The sequence below is a fragment of the Streptococcus sanguinis genome (genome assembly GCF_026781265.1).
GTDB lineage: Bacteria > Bacillota > Bacilli > Lactobacillales > Streptococcaceae > Streptococcus > Streptococcus sanguinis_T.
In genome coordinates this window covers 301,645-318,984 of record NZ_JAKUVC010000004.1, presented here as the reverse complement: position 1 = coordinate 318,984, position 17,340 = coordinate 301,645, and the positions used below count along the sequence as shown (strand labels likewise).

The 17,340-nt window shown below is 44.1% G+C and carries 17 protein-coding genes; 1 reads left to right on the top strand and 16 read right to left on the bottom strand.

From position 1 onward, the window contains the following. The 16 genes from rlmD to MK370_RS07270 all read right to left on the bottom strand — a co-directional run. The coding region (gene rlmD / locus MK370_RS07345) for a 23S rRNA (uracil(1939)-C(5))-methyltransferase RlmD (protein ID WP_326845082.1) at nucleotides 1–1,349 on the bottom strand (1,349 nt) is incomplete at its 3' end. An 84-nt stretch (nucleotides 1,350–1,433) separates the two neighbouring features. Continuing rightward, complete coding sequence (locus tag MK370_RS07340) at nucleotides 1,434–2,783, bottom strand: LCP family protein (RefSeq protein WP_268684765.1); 1,350 nt, start codon at nucleotides 2,781–2,783, stop codon at nucleotides 1,434–1,436. An 18-nt stretch (nucleotides 2,784–2,801) separates the two neighbouring features. Beyond that, a complete protein-coding gene (pheA, locus tag MK370_RS07335; RefSeq protein WP_268684764.1) occupies nucleotides 2,802–3,635 on the bottom strand; it encodes a prephenate dehydratase in 834 nt (277 codons plus the stop codon). Then, a complete protein-coding gene (locus MK370_RS07330; protein ID WP_268684763.1) occupies nucleotides 3,632–4,108 on the bottom strand; it encodes a shikimate kinase in 477 nt (158 codons plus the stop codon). The genes pheA and MK370_RS07330 overlap by 4 nt, the downstream gene beginning before the upstream one ends. Then, nucleotides 4,101–5,384: a 3-phosphoshikimate 1-carboxyvinyltransferase gene (aroA, locus tag MK370_RS07325; protein ID WP_268684762.1), complete on the bottom strand. Its 1,284-nt coding sequence runs from the start codon at nucleotides 5,382–5,384 to the stop codon at nucleotides 4,101–4,103. The genes MK370_RS07330 and aroA overlap by 8 nt, the downstream gene beginning before the upstream one ends. A gap of 130 nt (nucleotides 5,385–5,514) precedes the next feature. After that, nucleotides 5,515–5,853 carry a YlbF/YmcA family competence regulator gene (locus MK370_RS07320; RefSeq protein WP_002895097.1) on the bottom strand — a complete coding sequence of 113 codons (339 nt, stop codon included), beginning with the start codon at nucleotides 5,851–5,853 and terminating at the stop codon, nucleotides 5,515–5,517. Nucleotides 5,854–5,871: 18 nt separating this feature from the next. Continuing rightward, on the bottom strand, nucleotides 5,872–6,978 hold the full coding sequence (locus MK370_RS07315; RefSeq protein ID WP_268684761.1) for a prephenate dehydrogenase: 1,107 nt from the start codon (nucleotides 6,976–6,978) through the stop codon (nucleotides 5,872–5,874). Nucleotides 6,979–6,993: 15 nt separating this feature from the next. After that, nucleotides 6,994–8,160, bottom strand: a complete 1,167-nt coding sequence (gene aroC, locus MK370_RS07310; RefSeq protein ID WP_268684760.1) for a chorismate synthase — start codon at nucleotides 8,158–8,160, stop codon at nucleotides 6,994–6,996. 90 nt (nucleotides 8,161–8,250) lie between these two features. After that, the gene (gene aroB, locus MK370_RS07305; RefSeq protein WP_268684759.1) at nucleotides 8,251–9,318 is read right to left on the bottom strand and encodes a 3-dehydroquinate synthase; all 1,068 of its coding nucleotides are present in this window, start codon (nucleotides 9,316–9,318) and stop codon (nucleotides 8,251–8,253) included. A gap of 428 nt (nucleotides 9,319–9,746) precedes the next feature. Then, nucleotides 9,747–10,355, bottom strand: a complete 609-nt coding sequence (locus tag MK370_RS07300) for a hypothetical protein (protein WP_268684758.1) — start codon at nucleotides 10,353–10,355, stop codon at nucleotides 9,747–9,749. Between the two features lie 19 nt (nucleotides 10,356–10,374). Further along, the gene (locus MK370_RS07295) at nucleotides 10,375–11,232 is read right to left on the bottom strand and encodes a shikimate dehydrogenase (protein WP_268684757.1); all 858 of its coding nucleotides are present in this window, start codon (nucleotides 11,230–11,232) and stop codon (nucleotides 10,375–10,377) included. Then, nucleotides 11,222–11,899 (bottom strand): type I 3-dehydroquinate dehydratase, encoded by a 678-nt coding sequence (gene aroD / locus MK370_RS07290; RefSeq protein WP_002895088.1) that lies wholly within the window; start codon nucleotides 11,897–11,899, stop codon nucleotides 11,222–11,224. The genes MK370_RS07295 and aroD overlap by 11 nt, the downstream gene beginning before the upstream one ends. Continuing rightward, nucleotides 11,896–13,059: a class I SAM-dependent rRNA methyltransferase gene (locus MK370_RS07285; protein WP_268684756.1), complete on the bottom strand. Its 1,164-nt coding sequence runs from the start codon at nucleotides 13,057–13,059 to the stop codon at nucleotides 11,896–11,898. Before MK370_RS07285 ends, aroD begins: the two co-directional genes overlap by 4 nt. 336 nt (nucleotides 13,060–13,395) lie before the next feature. Continuing rightward, nucleotides 13,396–13,914, bottom strand: coding sequence for an HlyD family efflux transporter periplasmic adaptor subunit (locus MK370_RS07280; protein WP_268684755.1), 519 nt, complete (start codon nucleotides 13,912–13,914; stop codon nucleotides 13,396–13,398). 62 nt (nucleotides 13,915–13,976) lie between these two features. Then, nucleotides 13,977–14,669, bottom strand: coding sequence for a hypothetical protein (locus MK370_RS07275; protein WP_268684754.1), 693 nt, complete (start codon nucleotides 14,667–14,669; stop codon nucleotides 13,977–13,979). A gap of 216 nt (nucleotides 14,670–14,885) precedes the next feature. Continuing rightward, nucleotides 14,886–15,032 carry a hypothetical protein gene (locus tag MK370_RS07270; RefSeq protein ID WP_268684753.1) on the bottom strand — a complete coding sequence of 49 codons (147 nt, stop codon included), beginning with the start codon at nucleotides 15,030–15,032 and terminating at the stop codon, nucleotides 14,886–14,888. A 101-nt stretch (nucleotides 15,033–15,133) separates the two neighbouring features. On the opposite strand from MK370_RS07270, the gene MK370_RS07265 reads away from it, so the two are divergent. Then, nucleotides 15,134–17,329 (top strand): LTA synthase family protein, encoded by a 2,196-nt coding sequence (locus MK370_RS07265; RefSeq protein ID WP_268684752.1) that lies wholly within the window; start codon nucleotides 15,134–15,136, stop codon nucleotides 17,327–17,329. Nucleotides 17,330–17,340: the final 11 nt, after the last annotated feature.

Sequence of the window (17,340 nt, the reverse complement as noted above, 5' to 3'; positions counted from 1 at the left end):
TTCACGAGCAGAGCCACTACCTCCACGTGATGCGTCTGCGGAAACAAATCAACCGGCTGGACTTTCTTCAACTCATATCCTAATTCTTGATAGAGCTTAATATCACGCGCCATGGTGGCGACATTGCAGGAGATATAAGTGATTTTCTTGGGCTCCATGCTGACGCTGGCTTTGATGAAGCTCTCTGTCAGGCCTTTTCGTGGTGGATCGACTAGGATAACATCCGCTTGGATGCCCTCTTTAAGCCAGTTTTGAATGGCTTCTTCAGCAGGAGCACAGACATAGCTGGCATTGGCAATGCCGTTGATTTCTGCATTCTTTCGGCTATTTTCGACCGCTTCAGGGATCACTTCCACACCATAGACCTGCTTGACCTGCTTGGCAACTGATAGACCGATAGTCCCGATGCCAGAGTAGGCGTCAAGCACCACATCATCAGAGGTCAGCTCGGCAAAGTCAATGGCTGTCTGATAGAGCTTTTCTGCCATTTCGGTATTGACTTGGTAAAAGGCTGGCGCAGCAATCTGGAAGTCATTTCCCAGCATCTGGTCGGTAATGTAGTCTTGGCCATAAAGCGTTCGCCAGTCTTTTCCGAAAATCGCATTTCCGGGCTGGTCATTGATATTCTGCATGATGGACTTGATAGTTGGGAAAGCCTCTGTCAAACGGTCAATCAGCTGCTCTACTCGGAAAATCTTGGGACGAGTTGTCACTAGAATCACCATAATTTCCCCTGAATAATGGCCGCGGCGGACTACCAGATTGCGAATAAGTCCAGTCTTTTCCTGCTCATCGTAAGGTTTGAGGTCAAAACGACGGAGCAAGTCGCGTGTAAAGAGGATAACTTGGTCAATGACTGGGTCCTGAATATAGAAATCTTCAATCGGCAGGAGGTCATGGGAATTTTTCCGGAAAAATCCTGTTTCCAGCTGGCCATTGACACGGCGGACAGGCACTTGAGCCTTATTGCGGTAACCCAGCGGCTGCTCCATACCAAGTGTCAGCGGCACCTCTACATCGGACACACCAGCAATCTTATAGATACTGTCCTTGACCTGCTTGCGTTTGAAGTCCAGCTGGGCTGGATAGTTCAGATGCCCCAAGTCAGCAATCCCCGTACGAAGATAAGCCATATCAAGAATTTCATTGCGCTGGTCTGAAGTACAAAGAAATTCCTCCACCTTGCCAAAGCCAATTTTTTTGTTGACCTTGAGTACACGCATGCGGATGAGCTCACCCGGTAAGGCATTTTCCACAAAGAAAACCAGGCCTTCTGCCTTGGCCACACCTGCTCCCTCATGGCTCAGATCCACGATTTCAACTTCAATCATATCATTCTTTTTTAACATATTTTTCTCTTTCTGCTTTATCGCTCTGCCATTTCCCAAAAGAAAAGGCGGAACATCGTCCTACCTTTCATTATATCATATATCTTATCTGAGACCCATTTGCTGCAGTCTTTCTTTATAGGCTTCAAAGTCAATCAAGAGCCCTTGGCCACCGTACATGTCATAGGTATCAACCCAGTCACCATTTTCCGGAATTGTCAGGCGCTCAACCCCATTGCGGGAATCTCCAGCCATAGAGAGACCATTGGTCAAAAGGAAGCTGTAAGGCACATTGGTCGAAGTCAAGGCAAAGACCTTACCCAGAGCCTCTGATCCGGTAAAGAGCTTGGTCGGATCTTTGACCTGCTGGAAAACAGCTGTCAAGACTTCCTGCTGGCGGCGGGTCCGACCAAAATCTCCCTCGTCATCCTTACGGAAGCGAGCGTAGTTGAGCAAAGTCCGACCGTCCATCTGCTGCTGACCAACCTTGATTGTTTGATTAGGTACCACACCGTCTTTCATATTCAGATCATCTGGTACTTCAACTTCTGTCACTTTCTCCCCATCAATCGTTGAGAACTGAGCATTCATGCTGACGCCATTTGGGAAAAGGGTGTCAATAGCTGTCGCAAAGGTCTGGAAATCCACCAGTGCATAATATTTAATGTCCAAATCGAAATTATCTTTGAGCATCTGGCGGACATAGTCTGCACCGCGGTTGTGGTTTTGCTCCCCAATCGTGTAGGCAGAATTGAGCTTTTGGTCATAGTAATCTGCCTGCGAAGGGTCCGTGTACTCATTGCTGACGCCATCAATGTGAATAAGGGTATCACGCATAAAGCTGACCAATTTCACCTTGCGGTCCTTATTCCCAACATTCAAGACCATAATGGAATCCGTCCGCGTCTCGGTCGAGTCGTCACCAACCCGGCCATCTGTTCCGAGAATGAGGATATTCACTCCGTCCTTAGTATCCTTGCCGTCAAAGAATTCTGTTTCTGCTGGCTTAGAATTGCCAGTGTGAGCTGTCGTCAAGCCTTTGATAAACATGAAAATCATGCCCCCCAAGACCATCAGCAGGAAAATCCCTGCCCAAAGCAGAATCCGTTTCAAGCGGATTTTTTTGCGGGGTTTCTTGGGCTTGTCTTGTCCCAAACCAGCTCCTGCCAGAGCTTCCGACGCCTTCTTTTCTCTTCTGCTGCGAGAAGAACGCTCAGGGTACTTGGGCAAGAGGCCAGAAGAATCCATTTCCACTGGCTCTTGCTCATAAGTGTCACTAACTGTATGCGGCTGCTCTTCATGGTTAGGCGCACTGGCTGAACTGCCAATCCCCTTGGACTTCTGCCGCAGATAGTCAAATTCTTTCTTTTCTTTATCGTTTAGATAATAATAATTTTTATAGAGATAATCTAATCGGAGCCGTTCATGATGGCTAAGATTTTCTGGTTTCTTCATCTCTTCTCCAATCTATTGCTACTTGTCCTGAATCAGAAACACACTGTAGCTACCAAAAATTTTATAAGTAATTCCGAGACTTGTCAACTCTTGATAGGCAAAATCCGCCAATTTTTTCTGCTCGTTGTCAATGTCAATAATGAAGAAATACTCTCCCAGAGCCGTTTTTAAAGGCCGGCTCTCAATCTTGGTCAGGTCAATCCCACGCCAAGCAAAGGTCGACAAAGCCTTATAGAGAGCGCCTGGCAGATTATCCGGTAAGGTTAAAGCCAGTGTCTGCTTGTCTCCTGTCTTGGTCAGTTGAAGCTCAGGTACCTCATGACCCAGAATCCAGAAGCGGGTATAATTTTCTTCCATTTCCTGAATATCGCTGGCCGCTACTTTGAGCCCGTACTCTGCTGCAGCCGTGCGCGGGGCAATAGCCGCAAAATTCTTTTCAGGATGCTCTGCCACAAAACGAGCTGCATAGGCTGTACTTGCTGTTACCTCAATGGCAGCATGCGGATAATGCTGGCGGATGTATTTCTTTCCTTGGGCAATAGCCTGCGGGTGAGAAAATATTTTCTCAATTGGCTTTTCTAAATCCGTCACTAAAAGCTGCTGCTTGATGGGCTGCACAATCTCAGCCACCGCCTGAATGTCTGCCTGATGAAAGAGATAGTCCAGCGTCTCATGGACACTGCCCTCAATGGAATTTTCCACCGGAACGACCGAGCAATCCACTTCTCTAGCCTCGTAAGCCTTCATGACCTCGGTGATATTCTGATAAGGAACCAAGTCTTCTCTCGGAAAGGCCGCTTGGGCTACATGGTGAGAAAAGGAGCCTCTAGGACCTAAAAATGCTATTTTCATTGAATTTCCTCAATAATTTCCTGGGGGCTTTTGAGCCTCGTATCAACAATCTGGGTCGCTACTTCCTCGTACCAAGCCTGACGCTGCTCAAAAATTTGCTGTAAGTCTGACTTGCTCTGGCTCAAGAACAAGGGCCGCTCTTGCTCAGCATCCTGCTGAATTCGCTGATAGAGCGTTTCAAAATCCGCTTTCAGATAGATATTGTCAGGATTCTGAGCCAGCAATCTGCGGTTTTCTGGGCTGACGATGACACCGCCGCCAGTTGAGACGACCAAGTCCGTATCGATCAACTCAGCTAAGAGTTGGGCTTCAACAGCCCGAAAGGCGGCTTCACCATGCTGGTCAAAATAGTCCTTGATTGACATGCCTAGCCGCTGACAGAGCAGTTCATCCATATCGACAAAGTCTTGGGCTAAGCCTCTGGCCACTGTGGATTTTCCGGCTCCCATAAAGCCCAGCAATATCTTAGCCATGCATCAAGCCCTCCAAGTCGCTGAAGAAGCTTGGATAGCTGGTCTTAATAGCTTCAGACCGCTCAAGTTCTACCTGACCGCTTTGAGCCAACAAAGCAGCAATTGCCGTCATCATCCCAATTCGATGGTCACCCAAGGTGTTGACCTGTGCGCCGTGTAAAGGTGTTTTCCCTTCGATAATCATGCCGTCTTCCGTCGGGGTAATAGCTGCGCCCATGCTATTGAGAGCGTCTGCCACTACCTGGATCCGGTCGGTTTCCTTGACTTTGAGCTCCTCTGCATCACGAATGACAGTCCGTCCCTGAGCCTGAGTCGCCAGAAGCGCAATAATGGGCAACTCATCAATCAAGCGTGGGATAATCTCGCCGCCAATCTCCGTTCCCTTAAGCTCAGACGTCTCAACGGTGATAGTTGCAGACTTGGCTACCAGATCGACATCTGACAGCGTCATCCGTCCGCCCATAGCCTCTATCACTTCTAGAATTCCTGTACGAGTTTCATTGATGCCGACATTCTCTAAAACAATCTTAGAGTCCGGCACAATCAATCCAGCTACCAGCCAGAAGGCCGCGCTGGAAATGTCTCCTGGAACCGTCACTTCCTGAGCAGTGAATTCCTGACCGCCCTGAATGCGAATTTCCTTGCCCTTGACCTCAATCTGCCCACCAAACTGGGCAATCATATCTTCTGTATGATTACGGGTGATTTCCTTTTCAATAATAACCGACTCTCCCTGAGCCTGCAGGGCAGCAAAAATCAAGGCCGACTTAACCTGAGCAGAAGCCACTGGCAGCTGATAATGAATAGGCTGCAGTACCCTGCTCCCCTTCATCTTGAGCGGTGGTAAATCGCGCTCAGTCCGACCAGCAATCTCTACTCCCATCTGCCGCAGAGGAATGGTCACCCGATCCATAGGACGCTTGGATAGACTGTCGTCACCAAACATCTCCGCTTCGAAATTCTGTCCAGCCAAAACACCAGAAATCAGGCGAATAGACGTTCCAGAATTACCCATATCTAGCTTATTTTTCGGTGCTTGGAGACCTTCAAATCCTACACCATGAATCTTGACTAGATTTCCATCGTCCTCAATCTGCACGCCTAAGTCACGAAAAACCTGCATGGTGGACAGCACATCTTCCCCTCGCAGAATGTCACGAACAGTAGTAACTCCCTTGGCCAAACTGCCAAAAATAATGGAACGGTGGCTGATAGATTTATCTCCAGGTACGCGGATACGGCCCTTCAGGCCTTTTACATTGGTTGATAATTTCATAGGTGACCTCGTACTTTCCTTTGTTGCTTCTTATTTTATCATAAAAAGACCAGAAATTCTTAAAATTTCTGGAATCCTAGCCGAAGCAAAAAGAATCCGGGTATTCAGCCCAGATTCTTCTTTTTTTAGCTTACTTAAGCAAATCCTGCACCGGATCAAAGATAATACGCTCAATGTCCGCTAGATAGATGGACAGTTGTTGCTGCTTATTGAAGAATTCAGAAAGAACAGCATTGCCCTGAATCTTCTCACCAAAGGAAGTCATCTTGTCCTGCACCTCCTGAGTCGGTACCTGTCCAGTCTGCGCCAGCTGTTGCAACTCCTGCTGGAAAGCCAGATAATCTGTAAAAATGGCCTTCGCTTCGCTATCAGCATCCACTGCTTTCTTACTTTCTGCGACTGCCTTGTACTCAGGCAAATCACGCAGATTTCTGCTCAGTTCATTGGCTAAATCATAAATATTTGACATAGAGTTCTCCAATCTATATTAGTCTTCGGACACTAGGTAATCCGTATTTTCTCTTACTATTGTAGCAGATTTTTCCAAATCTTGGCGATTTTTAAAGGTGATTTGCAGAATACCATTGATATCTTCACGGTTTTCCTCGTTGATACGAATATTGACGACTGAAATTCCGCGCAGAAGCTCCAGAATGCCCAAAATCGCATCTTCTTCGTCGGGCACCTCAATAAAGAGGTCATAAAAACTGTCCACACCAGCCCGTTTATGAATTTCCATCTGCTTACGGCTCTGCCGTCCTCGATCGAAAAATTCCCAGATAGCTGTCTCGTCCTTAGCCTCAATCGCTGCGGCAACCTTGTCTAACTGGTCTTTAAAATCTTCCAGCCGCTCCAAAATGGCTTGATGATTTGTCAAGAGGATAGAGGTCCACATACCCGGCTCACTCTCCGCAATCCGCGTCATATCGCGAAAACCGCCGGCTGCAAAAGACTGGGTCAGCTCATGCTCTTGGCTATAAGCTGCCGCTTGCTCCATAAGACTGGAGGCTAGGATATGCGGAAAATGACTGATTTGACTGGTCACTCGGTCGTGCTCGGCTGCGTCCACCTGGATAAAGCGGGCATGAAGACCACTCAGCAGGTCTTTCATTTCCTCAAGAGTACCAGGCTTGGTCAGACTAGAGGGCGTGAAGATATAATAGGCATTTTCAAAGAGGGTGACATGGGCCGCCTTGGCTCCGGTCTTGTGACTTCCAGCCATGGGATGAGCACCAACAAAGCGGACAGCTTTATTTTGCAGATATCTTTCTGCGGCCACCACAATTTCCGATTTAGTTGAGCCTGCATCTGAGATGATAACATTTTCCTTCAGGTTCAGCTCCGCTAGATCCTTGATAAATGCTGTGGTCTGCTTGATGGGCACAGCCAGAATAATCACATCAGCCAATGGAGCAAAGGCGGCGAAATCATCTGTTACCCGGTCTACCATTCCCCGCTCTAATGCAACTCTACGCGATTCTTCACTTCGATTATAACCAAGAATCTCTATCTCAGGATGAGCTCGCCTGATGCCCAGAGCCAAAGAAGCTCCAATTAGTCCCAGACCTGCGATATAGACTGTCTTTCTCTCCATGCCCACTCCTCTCTTCTAAAAGTTCTTGACAAATTCCCGATGGCGGGCTACCGTATCCTTTAGTTCTTCCAGATTATCCGAAGAGAATTTCTCCAAGACTTCGGTGGCTAAAACTGTTGCCACCACGCTTTCCATGACAACACCCGCCGCTGGCAGAGCCGTAGGATCGCTCCGTTCCACCGTCGCCTTATAAGGCTCATGGGTCTCAATATCTACGCTCATCAGAGGCTTGTAAAGGGTTGGAATGGGCTTCATAACACCTCGTACCACGATTGGCTGACCATTGGTCATACCGCCCTCAAAGCCGCCTAGATTATTGGTTCTGCGAGTGAAGCCATCTTCCTCAGACCAAAGAATCTCATCCATGACTTGACTGCCCTTGAGACGGCCGGCTTCAAAGCCCACACCAAACTCAACTCCCTTGAAAGCATTGATGGAAACGACTCCTTGAGCAATCTTGGCATCCAGCTTCTTGTCCCATTGGACATAGGAGCCCAGACCAACTGGAACACCGCCAACGACAGTCTCAATGACACCACCGATGGTATCCCCGTCTTTCTTAATCTGATCAATGTAGGCCTTGATTTCCTCTTCTTTTTCAGGATTGACAATGGAAACCTCTGACTGGGCAGCTCTTTCCTTGATTTCTCCTACAGTTAGATTATTCGGCACATCAATATCAATGCCACCAAAGGTTACGATATGATTAGCCACCTCTACACCAATTTCTTCCAGCAAACGCTTGGCTACTGCTCCGACTGCCACACGCATAGTCGTTTCGCGCGCAGAAGAGCGCTCAAGAGAATTTCGCAAATCGTCAAAGCGGTATTTCATACCACCAACTAAATCAGCATGGCCAGGGCGTGGTTTGGTAATCTTGCGCAGCCCTTTTTTCTTTTCATCCACATCCGCCGCACTCATAATCTCCAGCCATTTCTGATGGTCTAAATTAGTCACGTTGAGAGTAATCGGACCGCCCATGGTCAAGCCATGCCGAACCCCAGACGTAATCTCGACTTGGTCGCTTTCAATCTTCATGCGCGCACCACGGCCGTACCCACCCTGACGGCGCTTGAGCTCAGCATTTATATAGTCAGCGGTCAAAGGAAGACCAGCTGGCACTCCCTCAATAATAGCTGTCAGAAGTGGTCCGTGCGATTCTCCTGCTGTTAAGTATCTCATACATTTTCTCCTATTTCTGGGATGGAAAGATATGGACAACCTGTCTATTTTTATACAAACTGTCCAGTCGTCTCAAACTCCATCTGGCACTTATTTCTTCAGAAATTCTTTCATCTCTTCCAGCGGAATCTGGTGAATACTGGCTGACCCCAGCTCGGGCACCAGTACTAGCTTGATAGAGTTCCCTCGAGCCTTCTTATCGTGGATCAGAGCCTGATAGAAAGCAGATTCATTCCAAGGCTGGTAATCCACCGGCAAGCCAAACTTCTGGCACATCTGGATGATGTCTTCTGTAATTCCGGCTGGCATGAGGCCTTTCTTTTCAGCGACTCGAGAAACCTGTACCATGCCAATCGCCACAGCTTCACCATGCATGACTTTTCCGTAGCCCGCTGTTGCTTCGATAGCGTGCCCAATAGTATGACCGAAATTCAGATAAAGACGAACACCATTATCCAGCTCGTCCTCAACCACAATCTTACGTTTAACATCACAGGAATGGTAAATGATGCTTTCAGCATGCTCTAAAATCGACTCTGGACTGCCATCCATTTCTGACAGCTCATCCCAGAGTTCTTTATCCTCAATCAAGCCGTACTTGACCACCTCGCCCATACCTTCAATCAGTTCCCGCTGGCCCAAAGTATGCAAGACCTCTGGGTCAATCAAAACGCCATCTGGCTGGGTAAAGGTGCCGACCATATTCTTGGCCCAAGGCGTATTGACGCCTGTCTTACCACCGATAGAGGAATCCACTTGAGCTGTTAGACTGGTCGGAATCTGCACGAAATGAACGCCCCGCATGTAGGTCGAAGCGGCAAAGCCCGCCAAATCACCGACGACTCCGCCTCCCAAGGCTACAATGCCGTCGCTGCGGGTCAGACCAACCTTGACCAAAAACTCATAGACTTTGTTGACGGTCTTTAAGTTCTTGCTGGCTTCACCCTCAAAAAAGTCAAAGACATAGGCCTCAAACCCAGCCGATTCCAAACTCAGCTTGACCTTTTCCGCATAGAGTCGAGCCACTCGATTATCCGTGACGATGACTACCTTTTGAGGCTGCCAAAGCTGACTCAGCCAACTTCCAGCCTGAGATAAAGACCCCTTTTCGATGAGAATATCATAGGGATGATGCGGGAAATTCACATTTAGTTTCATAAGCGCCTCCATTCCAAGTCAATCAAAAAATTGTACTTGCTTCCTAGTATATCAAATTACGTCAAATATTTCAGTAGCTACTTACCATTCATTTTTAAAGTTAAAACAAGCCATCTGTAAGTTCCTCCCCAAGTGAAGTCTGTTGTCTTATTCTAATTTGGATTCATCAGAATTGCCCAAACACTCTACAGTTCAATAGAAGTTCTTTAATAAACGACATTGGTTTTGCTATAATATAAAAAGCATTTTTTCTGCTTTAAATAGAACAAAAGCAATTCCTTAAAAGTTTTCTTTTTATCTTGATGATAGTACAATATCGTCGATTTTAATTTATGTCTATAATAGAAAACGCGTCTTCATGTTGTTAAATAATTTCTTTCTGTTAACCCATAGATTTTTGAATTTCTTTATCTGTTATTCTTTATCTGTTAACGCCATTTTCGATAATCTTCTTTCTGAATTTCTAGGTTATAGACAATTTCGACTTGAGGGCTACCACCCTCCTTTTTCTTGACATTTTTCAACTGACCATCTTTTACTAATGCACTTATATTATCATCAATTCCATATCCTTTAGATATTTTTGCATTCTCAGGGAGAGTCTTAGCGTCAGATACATCAATATCTCCACCAATTTTCGAATTCTCTAAAACAATAATCTCTTCATTATCAATCCCAAAATCAAATTCAACACCAAAATGCAGACCATAACTGAGGAAAGATGTTTTTCCTACTTCCCGTCCCAAATAGGCCTTATTTCCTTCTTGATCATAAATGACTGGCACAACTTGAATAGATAAGTAATCATTAGGTCCTCCTTCTTCAAAAAAGATAGGAGAAAATTCAATTTTACTAATACCAGTATAGTTTTCCTTAATATAAAGAGCTGTCTGTTCTTCAAAAAGAGAGAAAGCATGCTTAATCAGCTTGTCTCTCCTCGCTTCAAATCTAGCATGTTCTACTTGTTTTACAAAAATGAATACTCCTAAAATACTAATAAGCAAAATAATGATAGATATCACCAATTTTTTTCTCAATATCTTGCTCTCCTTTTATTCAATTGTTATACAATTCTTCTAAACGCTGCCAAAGTTCCTGACTGGGCATGGTCTTGCCGGTCCAAAGCTCAAAGGCTTCTGCTCCCTGATAGAGCAGCATACCAAGTCCATTGACCGCTGTGACATTTTGATTTCTGGCCCATTTGAGAAAGGGCGTTTCAAAAGGTTGGTAGATGACATCTGCAACTAAAATCTGGCTAGGCAGCTCAAGCTGTTCAGGCAGAGGCATGCTGATGCCATCCATACCTAGACTAGTCCCATTTACCAGAAGGTCTGATTGGTTGATTTTATCCTGCAAACTATCCGCATCCTCCAAGGTTAGTACTTGGATACGACTCTTGGTTTGGTTGCTGATAGCTGCCATCTTGCTGACAGTCTTCTCATAGGAAGCTTGCCGAGTAAAGACGAAAATTTCCTCTGCATTGTCCAAAGCTGCTTGAGCAATAATGGCTGTCGCTGCTCCACCAGCTCCCAAAATCGTCATTTTTTTGCCCTGAATAGCAAAAGAAGGCAAGCTCTTAAAAAATCCCTTGCCATCTGTGTTATAACCAACTAAAATTCCATTTTTATTCACAACGGTATTGACTGCTCCGATAAGGCGGGCGCTGACATCCAGTTCATCTAGATAAGGTATCACTTCCTGCTTGTAGGGCATGGAAAGATTGACACCAAACATATCGAATCTGCGGATATTTTCTATACTGGCCTGCAGATTCTTCGCTTCTACTTCCCAAGCTAGATAGACACCATTGACACCAGTCTTTTCAAAAGCCATATTGTGAATAAGAGGAGAAATACTGTGCTTAATTGGCTTGGCAACCACAGCAGCCATGCGGGTGTGGCCATTAATTTTCATTCAAAATCTCCTGGATTTTCTTCATATTGCTCAGAGAAATCTGACCAGGTGCTGACGCCATCTCCTGACTGGCGAATGACCAGCTGGAACCTGTCAAGTCAGCCGCAATGCGTGAAATCTTGCCAACTTTTCCCATAGAAATAGTAACAAAATCCTGCTCAGGATTTAAAGTCTTGAAACCGCGAGTATAGTTCATCAAGTCCAGCACATCCTGCTCATTGTGAGCCATGACAGAAACCTTGACCACCTTAGGGGTCAGAGAAGTCAGCTCAGACAGGATTTCCATCATATTTTCAGGCGTTTCCTCGAAGTTGTGGTAGCTAAGCACCAGATTAGGAAACTCAAGCATTTCTTCAAATTTCCCCTTGTGAGAGAAGTATTCAAAATCGATATAATCCGGCTGGTAAAAACCGGCTACTTCCTTGATAAGAGCTACGTATTCATCATCGGACAGTTCGATTTCTCCGCCTTCCTGACGGGTCCGCAAGGTGAAAATCAATTCACGTCCGGCAAATTTTTCAAAAATAGCTGGCGCAACATTTAAAATATCATCCTTGGCCAGAAAATCTGCCCGCCATTCAATAATATCCGCATCTTCGTAGCGTGATACATCAATTTCTTGAGCTTCTTCTAAACTCTTGGGCATTACAGAAACGACTAATTTCATTGTTCCACCTTTATTGTAAATACCTTGAGGTAATTACTGCTCCCGTCTTTTTTATTATAGACAAAGTCTGCTGGCAGGCCATACTCCGCAAGATAGCGGTGCTTTCTGCCGGCAAGACCTTTTTCAATTTCTTGTTTAAACTTACTTTTGGAAAGATTGGATGCATTAGTACTTAAAATCATGATTCCCTGAGGATTCAGGATTTCCAAAGCTTGTGCAACCAAACGATGATAATCTTTAGCAACTGAGAATGTCCGCTTTTTATTTCTAGCAAAGCTAGGCGGATCTATCACAATGACATCAAAGCTTAGATTGTGACGCTTAGCGTACTTGAAATAATCAAAGACATCCATCACCTGAAAGCGATGCTGATCCAGTGTCAGACCATTGGCCAGAAAATGAGCTTCAGACAGCTCACGGCTGCGCTTGGCTAAATCAACAGATACTGTCTGACTGGCACCGCCCATAGCTGCTGCTACTGAAAAAGCAGCTGTATAGGAAAACATATTGAGTAAACTTTTACCAGCAGCCAGACCATCTACCAGACTGGCACGCACATCGTGCTGATCCAGAAAGATACCGGTCATGAAACCGTCATTCAGAAAAACCTCATAGCGAACACCGTTCTCCAAGACTGTGAAGGTTTCCGGTGCTTCCGCTCCGTAGAGATGAGCCGATTCATAGTCCAAACCCTTGAAACGAATCTTTTCATAACCTCCCTGAATCTCTGGGAAAACCATGGCGAAGGCTGTCAGAATCTGCTCCTTGATAGCAAAGACAAAGTCATTGTACCAAGAAAAAAGCGCAAAGTCATTGTAGAAATCCACCGTGAAGCCACCGAAGCCATCCCCCTCTTGATTAAAGAGTCGAAAAGCTGTCGTGTCAGCCGAATGGAAATAAGTAGAACGTCTGCTCTTAGCCTGCTCAAAGAGAGTTTGAAAAAAATCTGAGTTCAGCTCTACCTTCTTCTGGGAAATCAGCCAGCCTACTCCCTTATTCTGCGGAGAGAGATAAGCTGTGCCTAAGAACTTGCCCTGACGGTTTTGCAGCTCCACAAATTGATTCTGAAGCGAAAGAGCAGAAAAATCCTTTTTATCTAATAAAAGAATGCCCTCTCTCAGTTTTTCTTCTGCCTCTTGAGTAACAGTAAGTTTATTCATAAATTATATTATACCAAAGATTGTGAAAATTCTCAAAACATATTTTACATTTGAGTTAATAAAAGATTTCACAAACAAGTGCAAAACGACTATAAACCTCTCCATAGAGGGGATAAGGCTTTTATAGAAATATTACAATTTCGCCGATTTAAAATATCTCAAATGCGGCTCAAATTTTCCTTAACTGGAGAAATTATGTTTTAATTAGAGGAAAAAATTTTTAGGAAATAAAACAAGGAAGGCAGAGAGGTATATTACCACAAAAAACCTCTCAGAACTATCTTCAAGATTTCTGAGAGGTTGTTCATTCAGAAATATTCCAAATAGTATCTGAAATTATTTCTCCTTCAGACTGTCATTCAAACCGTCTCGAATAGGGTCAAGGAAGTAATCTAAGATACTTCGATTATCTGTTTTTATTTCAAGTATTCCTGATAGACCTGAAACTAAGTCAATTCCTTTGTGCAAATGCTTCTTGTCAATCGCAACTCGGACTAAATATACCATCCCTTTTCCTTTAACTTGAAAAGCGGTTGGGCTGATATAAGTCACTTTAGCAGGAATGGTTCCATAGTCTAAATAAGGATAAGCCTGTAATTTAACAACAGCCTTCATATCTTTTTGAATATCTGTTCTATCCTTATCAGATACCTGAGCTTCAAATATCAGTTCTGAATCACTAGGGACGAGCGTTGCTACAGGATTTTCTGCACTAACTGTCTGTCCAATATGACTGACGATTAAACTTGCAATCTGACCAGTCGAAGGCGCCTTAATCGTTAGATACTCTAAAATATACTGCAGCTGAATCAATTCTGTCTCCGTCTTACATTTATTCTCCGTTAAAGCAGCCATTTTTCGTGCAAGGCCGATATCATCATGATGTAACTTGTATACTCTTTTCCCATTATTAACTCCTATTCTTCTATAACTGTTTCGCTAAAATAATATTTTTCTGACCGTTCTACCGATAATGTTAAAAAATATTTATCTTGTTTGTCATATTTTGGATATCCCCGAAATTCTAATAATGTCTTGCTTCCTTTGGGCAAATTAATGTAGCTGTTGATGTTTTCATTCGTAATCTCATAGCGGATGCTGTAATCACCTGTGACCGGACTTTCCGTAATAGCGTCTAAATCTAGAGACTTCAAATACTGATAATCAATAGGCAGTTGAGTAAAAAGAAATCTAACATTCTCTAAACTAGAATCCAGAACTTGACCATCTGTAGTTTGGAATCCATTCTTATCACTATAAGTCACAGTTGAAGTCATTATTATTTCATCATTATATGGTTGAATTCTTACTTTCGTATAATCTCCGATAATTTGTTTGGTATTATGATAACCTCTCAGTTTAAACTCGTGAAAAAATGTTTTATTGTTAGTCAGCTCTTGTCTTATATATACAATCCTGAACCCCTTGGGAAACTTCTTAAACAAATCCTCCGCCTTGGCTGTCGGATAAACCTCTGAGATTCTTGAGAGTCGCTCTTCAAATTCCTGTCTTTTCGCGTTTTTCATGATGGAACACCCCGCTAATATAGTTCCTGCAAGCAATAGGATTGCTAATGCACATAGTTTTTTCATCTTTTTCTTCCTTTCCATTTATTCTCCAACACTTTCACCCATCATCTACTAAATATGCTGGAATGAGCGTGATTTTCATAACCTTCTTCATAATAATCTCCCTTTTAAATAGACACCAACCATTTATACTATGCCAATAATTAGTAATAAAACTCTGCACTAATGCCTTATGATATCAACTTGTCTTCATTATATATTTTTCTATGTTTTTTGTAAATATTTTTTGAGTGTTTTTTAGATATTTCCCCGCTGTTTTTCAAGTTTCTGGCCAACGATATTTGATTCTATTCCACTAATGTCTGCGGCAAAATGATCTTCACACAATAATCCTAAGAAAGCTTTCTCTATTAAAAAAATTAAACATTTAACTGCTTCAAACATTTTCCTCAGTCAAAAAGAGGTCAATTTTTCCTTGTGCCGTCTTTTTATGTTATACTTAGAGGAGAAAATTTTTAGGAAATAAGACAAGGAAGTAACTTTTTGTGAAAAAAATAACCAAGAATTTACTCAATTTCACGAGTACGAGACTAGGTTTTGTCTTGATTTTACTGGTCCTCTATTGGATAAAAACCATGTGGGCCTACACGATTGATTTTAACCTTGATATTCAAGGTGCCTATCAAGTATTTTTAGCTATTATCAACCCTTTCCCTATCAGCCTCTTGCTGCTGGGACTGGCACTTTATGTAAAACGAACCAAATTATTCTACAGCCTAGCCTTCGGAATTTATCTGCTCCTCTTTGCTTGGCTGGTGTCTAACTCCATTTATTACCGCGAGTTCAGCGACTTTGTTACAGTCAATACCATGCTGGCTTCTAGCAGCGTTTCAGCTGGACTTGGGGAAGCAGCACTGGAGCTCTTCCGCCCTTGGGATATTCTTTATCTGATTGATTTCCCGATTTTGGCCTTCTTATTCTTTAAGAAATACATTCGTATGGATGACCGGCCTTTCAATAAACGCGCCAGCTTTGCTGTGACCTCCCTGTCTGCCATGCTGTTCTCTGCCAACTTATTCTTGGCTGAAATTGACCGGCCTGAGCTCTTGTCACGTGGATTTTCCAACTATTATGTCGTTCGGGCTCTGGGCTTGCCAGCCTTTCTAGGTTACAGTGCTAACCAGACATACACGGCTAATAGAGAACGCTCCAAAGCTTCTGAAAAAGACTTAGAACCAGTAACAGAATATATCCAATCCCACTATGCGGAGCCTAATCCAGAATATTACGGGATTGCCAAGGGTCGCAATGTCATCTACGTCCATCTGGAAAGCTTCCAGCAGTTCCTGATTGACTATAAGCTGCAGGCAGATGGGAAAGAGTACGAAGTGACACCTTTCCTCAACTCCCTCTACCACTCCAATTCGACTTTGGCTTTCTCTAATGTCTTCAATCAGGTCAAGGCTGGAAAGACTTCTGACGCAGAAACCATGATTGAAACTGGGCTCTTCGGTCTCAATCAAGGGTCCTTTATGGTCAACTACGGTGGTACTAATACCCAGCAAGCAGCACCTTTTATTCTTTCCAAAAACGGCGACTATACTTCTGCTGTTTTCCACGGAAATACAGGAAGCTTCTGGAACCGCAATACAGCTTACAAGCAATGGGGTTATAACTATTTCTTCGATGCGTCTTACTTTACCAAGCAGGACGACACCAACTCCTTCCAGTACGGCTTAAATGATAAGATTATGCTGAAAGATTCCATCAAATACCTGGAACACCTGCAGCAGCCTTTCTATGTTAAGTATATCACGGTTTCCAATCACTATCCTTACACGACAAGTCTGATTGGTGACGAAATTGGCTTCCCGCTGGCTAAGACCAAGGATGAAACCATCAACGGCTACTTTGCCACTGCTAACTATCTAGATTCTTCTGTCAAGGCCTTGTTTGACTATCTCAAAGAATCCGGCCTCTATGACAACTCTATTATCGTTCTCTATGGAGACCATTTTGGAATTTCCCAAACCCGTAATCCTAACTTAGCCCCTCTTGTAGGCAAATCCTCTGAGACTTGGTCTAATTATGACAATGCCATGATGCAGCGCGTGCCTTACATGGTCGTGGTGCCTGGCATGGACAAAGGAAAGATAATTGACACCTACGGCGGTCAAGTGGATATGCTGCCAACATTGGAGCATTTACTGGGCATTGACTCTAAAAACTACCTTCAGGTCGGCCAAGATATGCTATCAAGTCAGCACCAGCAAATCACAGCATTCCGAACCAGCAATAACTTTGTCACTCCAAAATACACTAGCTTCAACGGACGGACCTACTACACCCAAACCAGTGAGGAAATTACCAATCCAGATGAAACCATCAAGAAAGAACTGGATGAGATTCGCAATGCCGCCAATACCCAGCTGAAGATGAGTGATGCTATTCAAACCGGTGACTTGATTCGCTTCTACAAGGGAAATGACTTAGGCAAGGTCAACCCTAAAGATTACTCTTATCTTAATTCAATGAAGGCCTTGTTGGCTATTGAAAAGGAAAAAGGCGACCAATCAACCAGTCTTTACTCTAAACGAGGCAATGTCTCCACTGTGGACCTATTTAACTCGCCAAGCTATCGGGCACTGCATCCAGAGCAGTTCCAAACTAGCAGCAGCGACGAAGACAGCAGTCAAGAAGACTCAAGCTCTTCCAGCTCTAGTTCCACAGCCAATCCATAGATAACAAAATC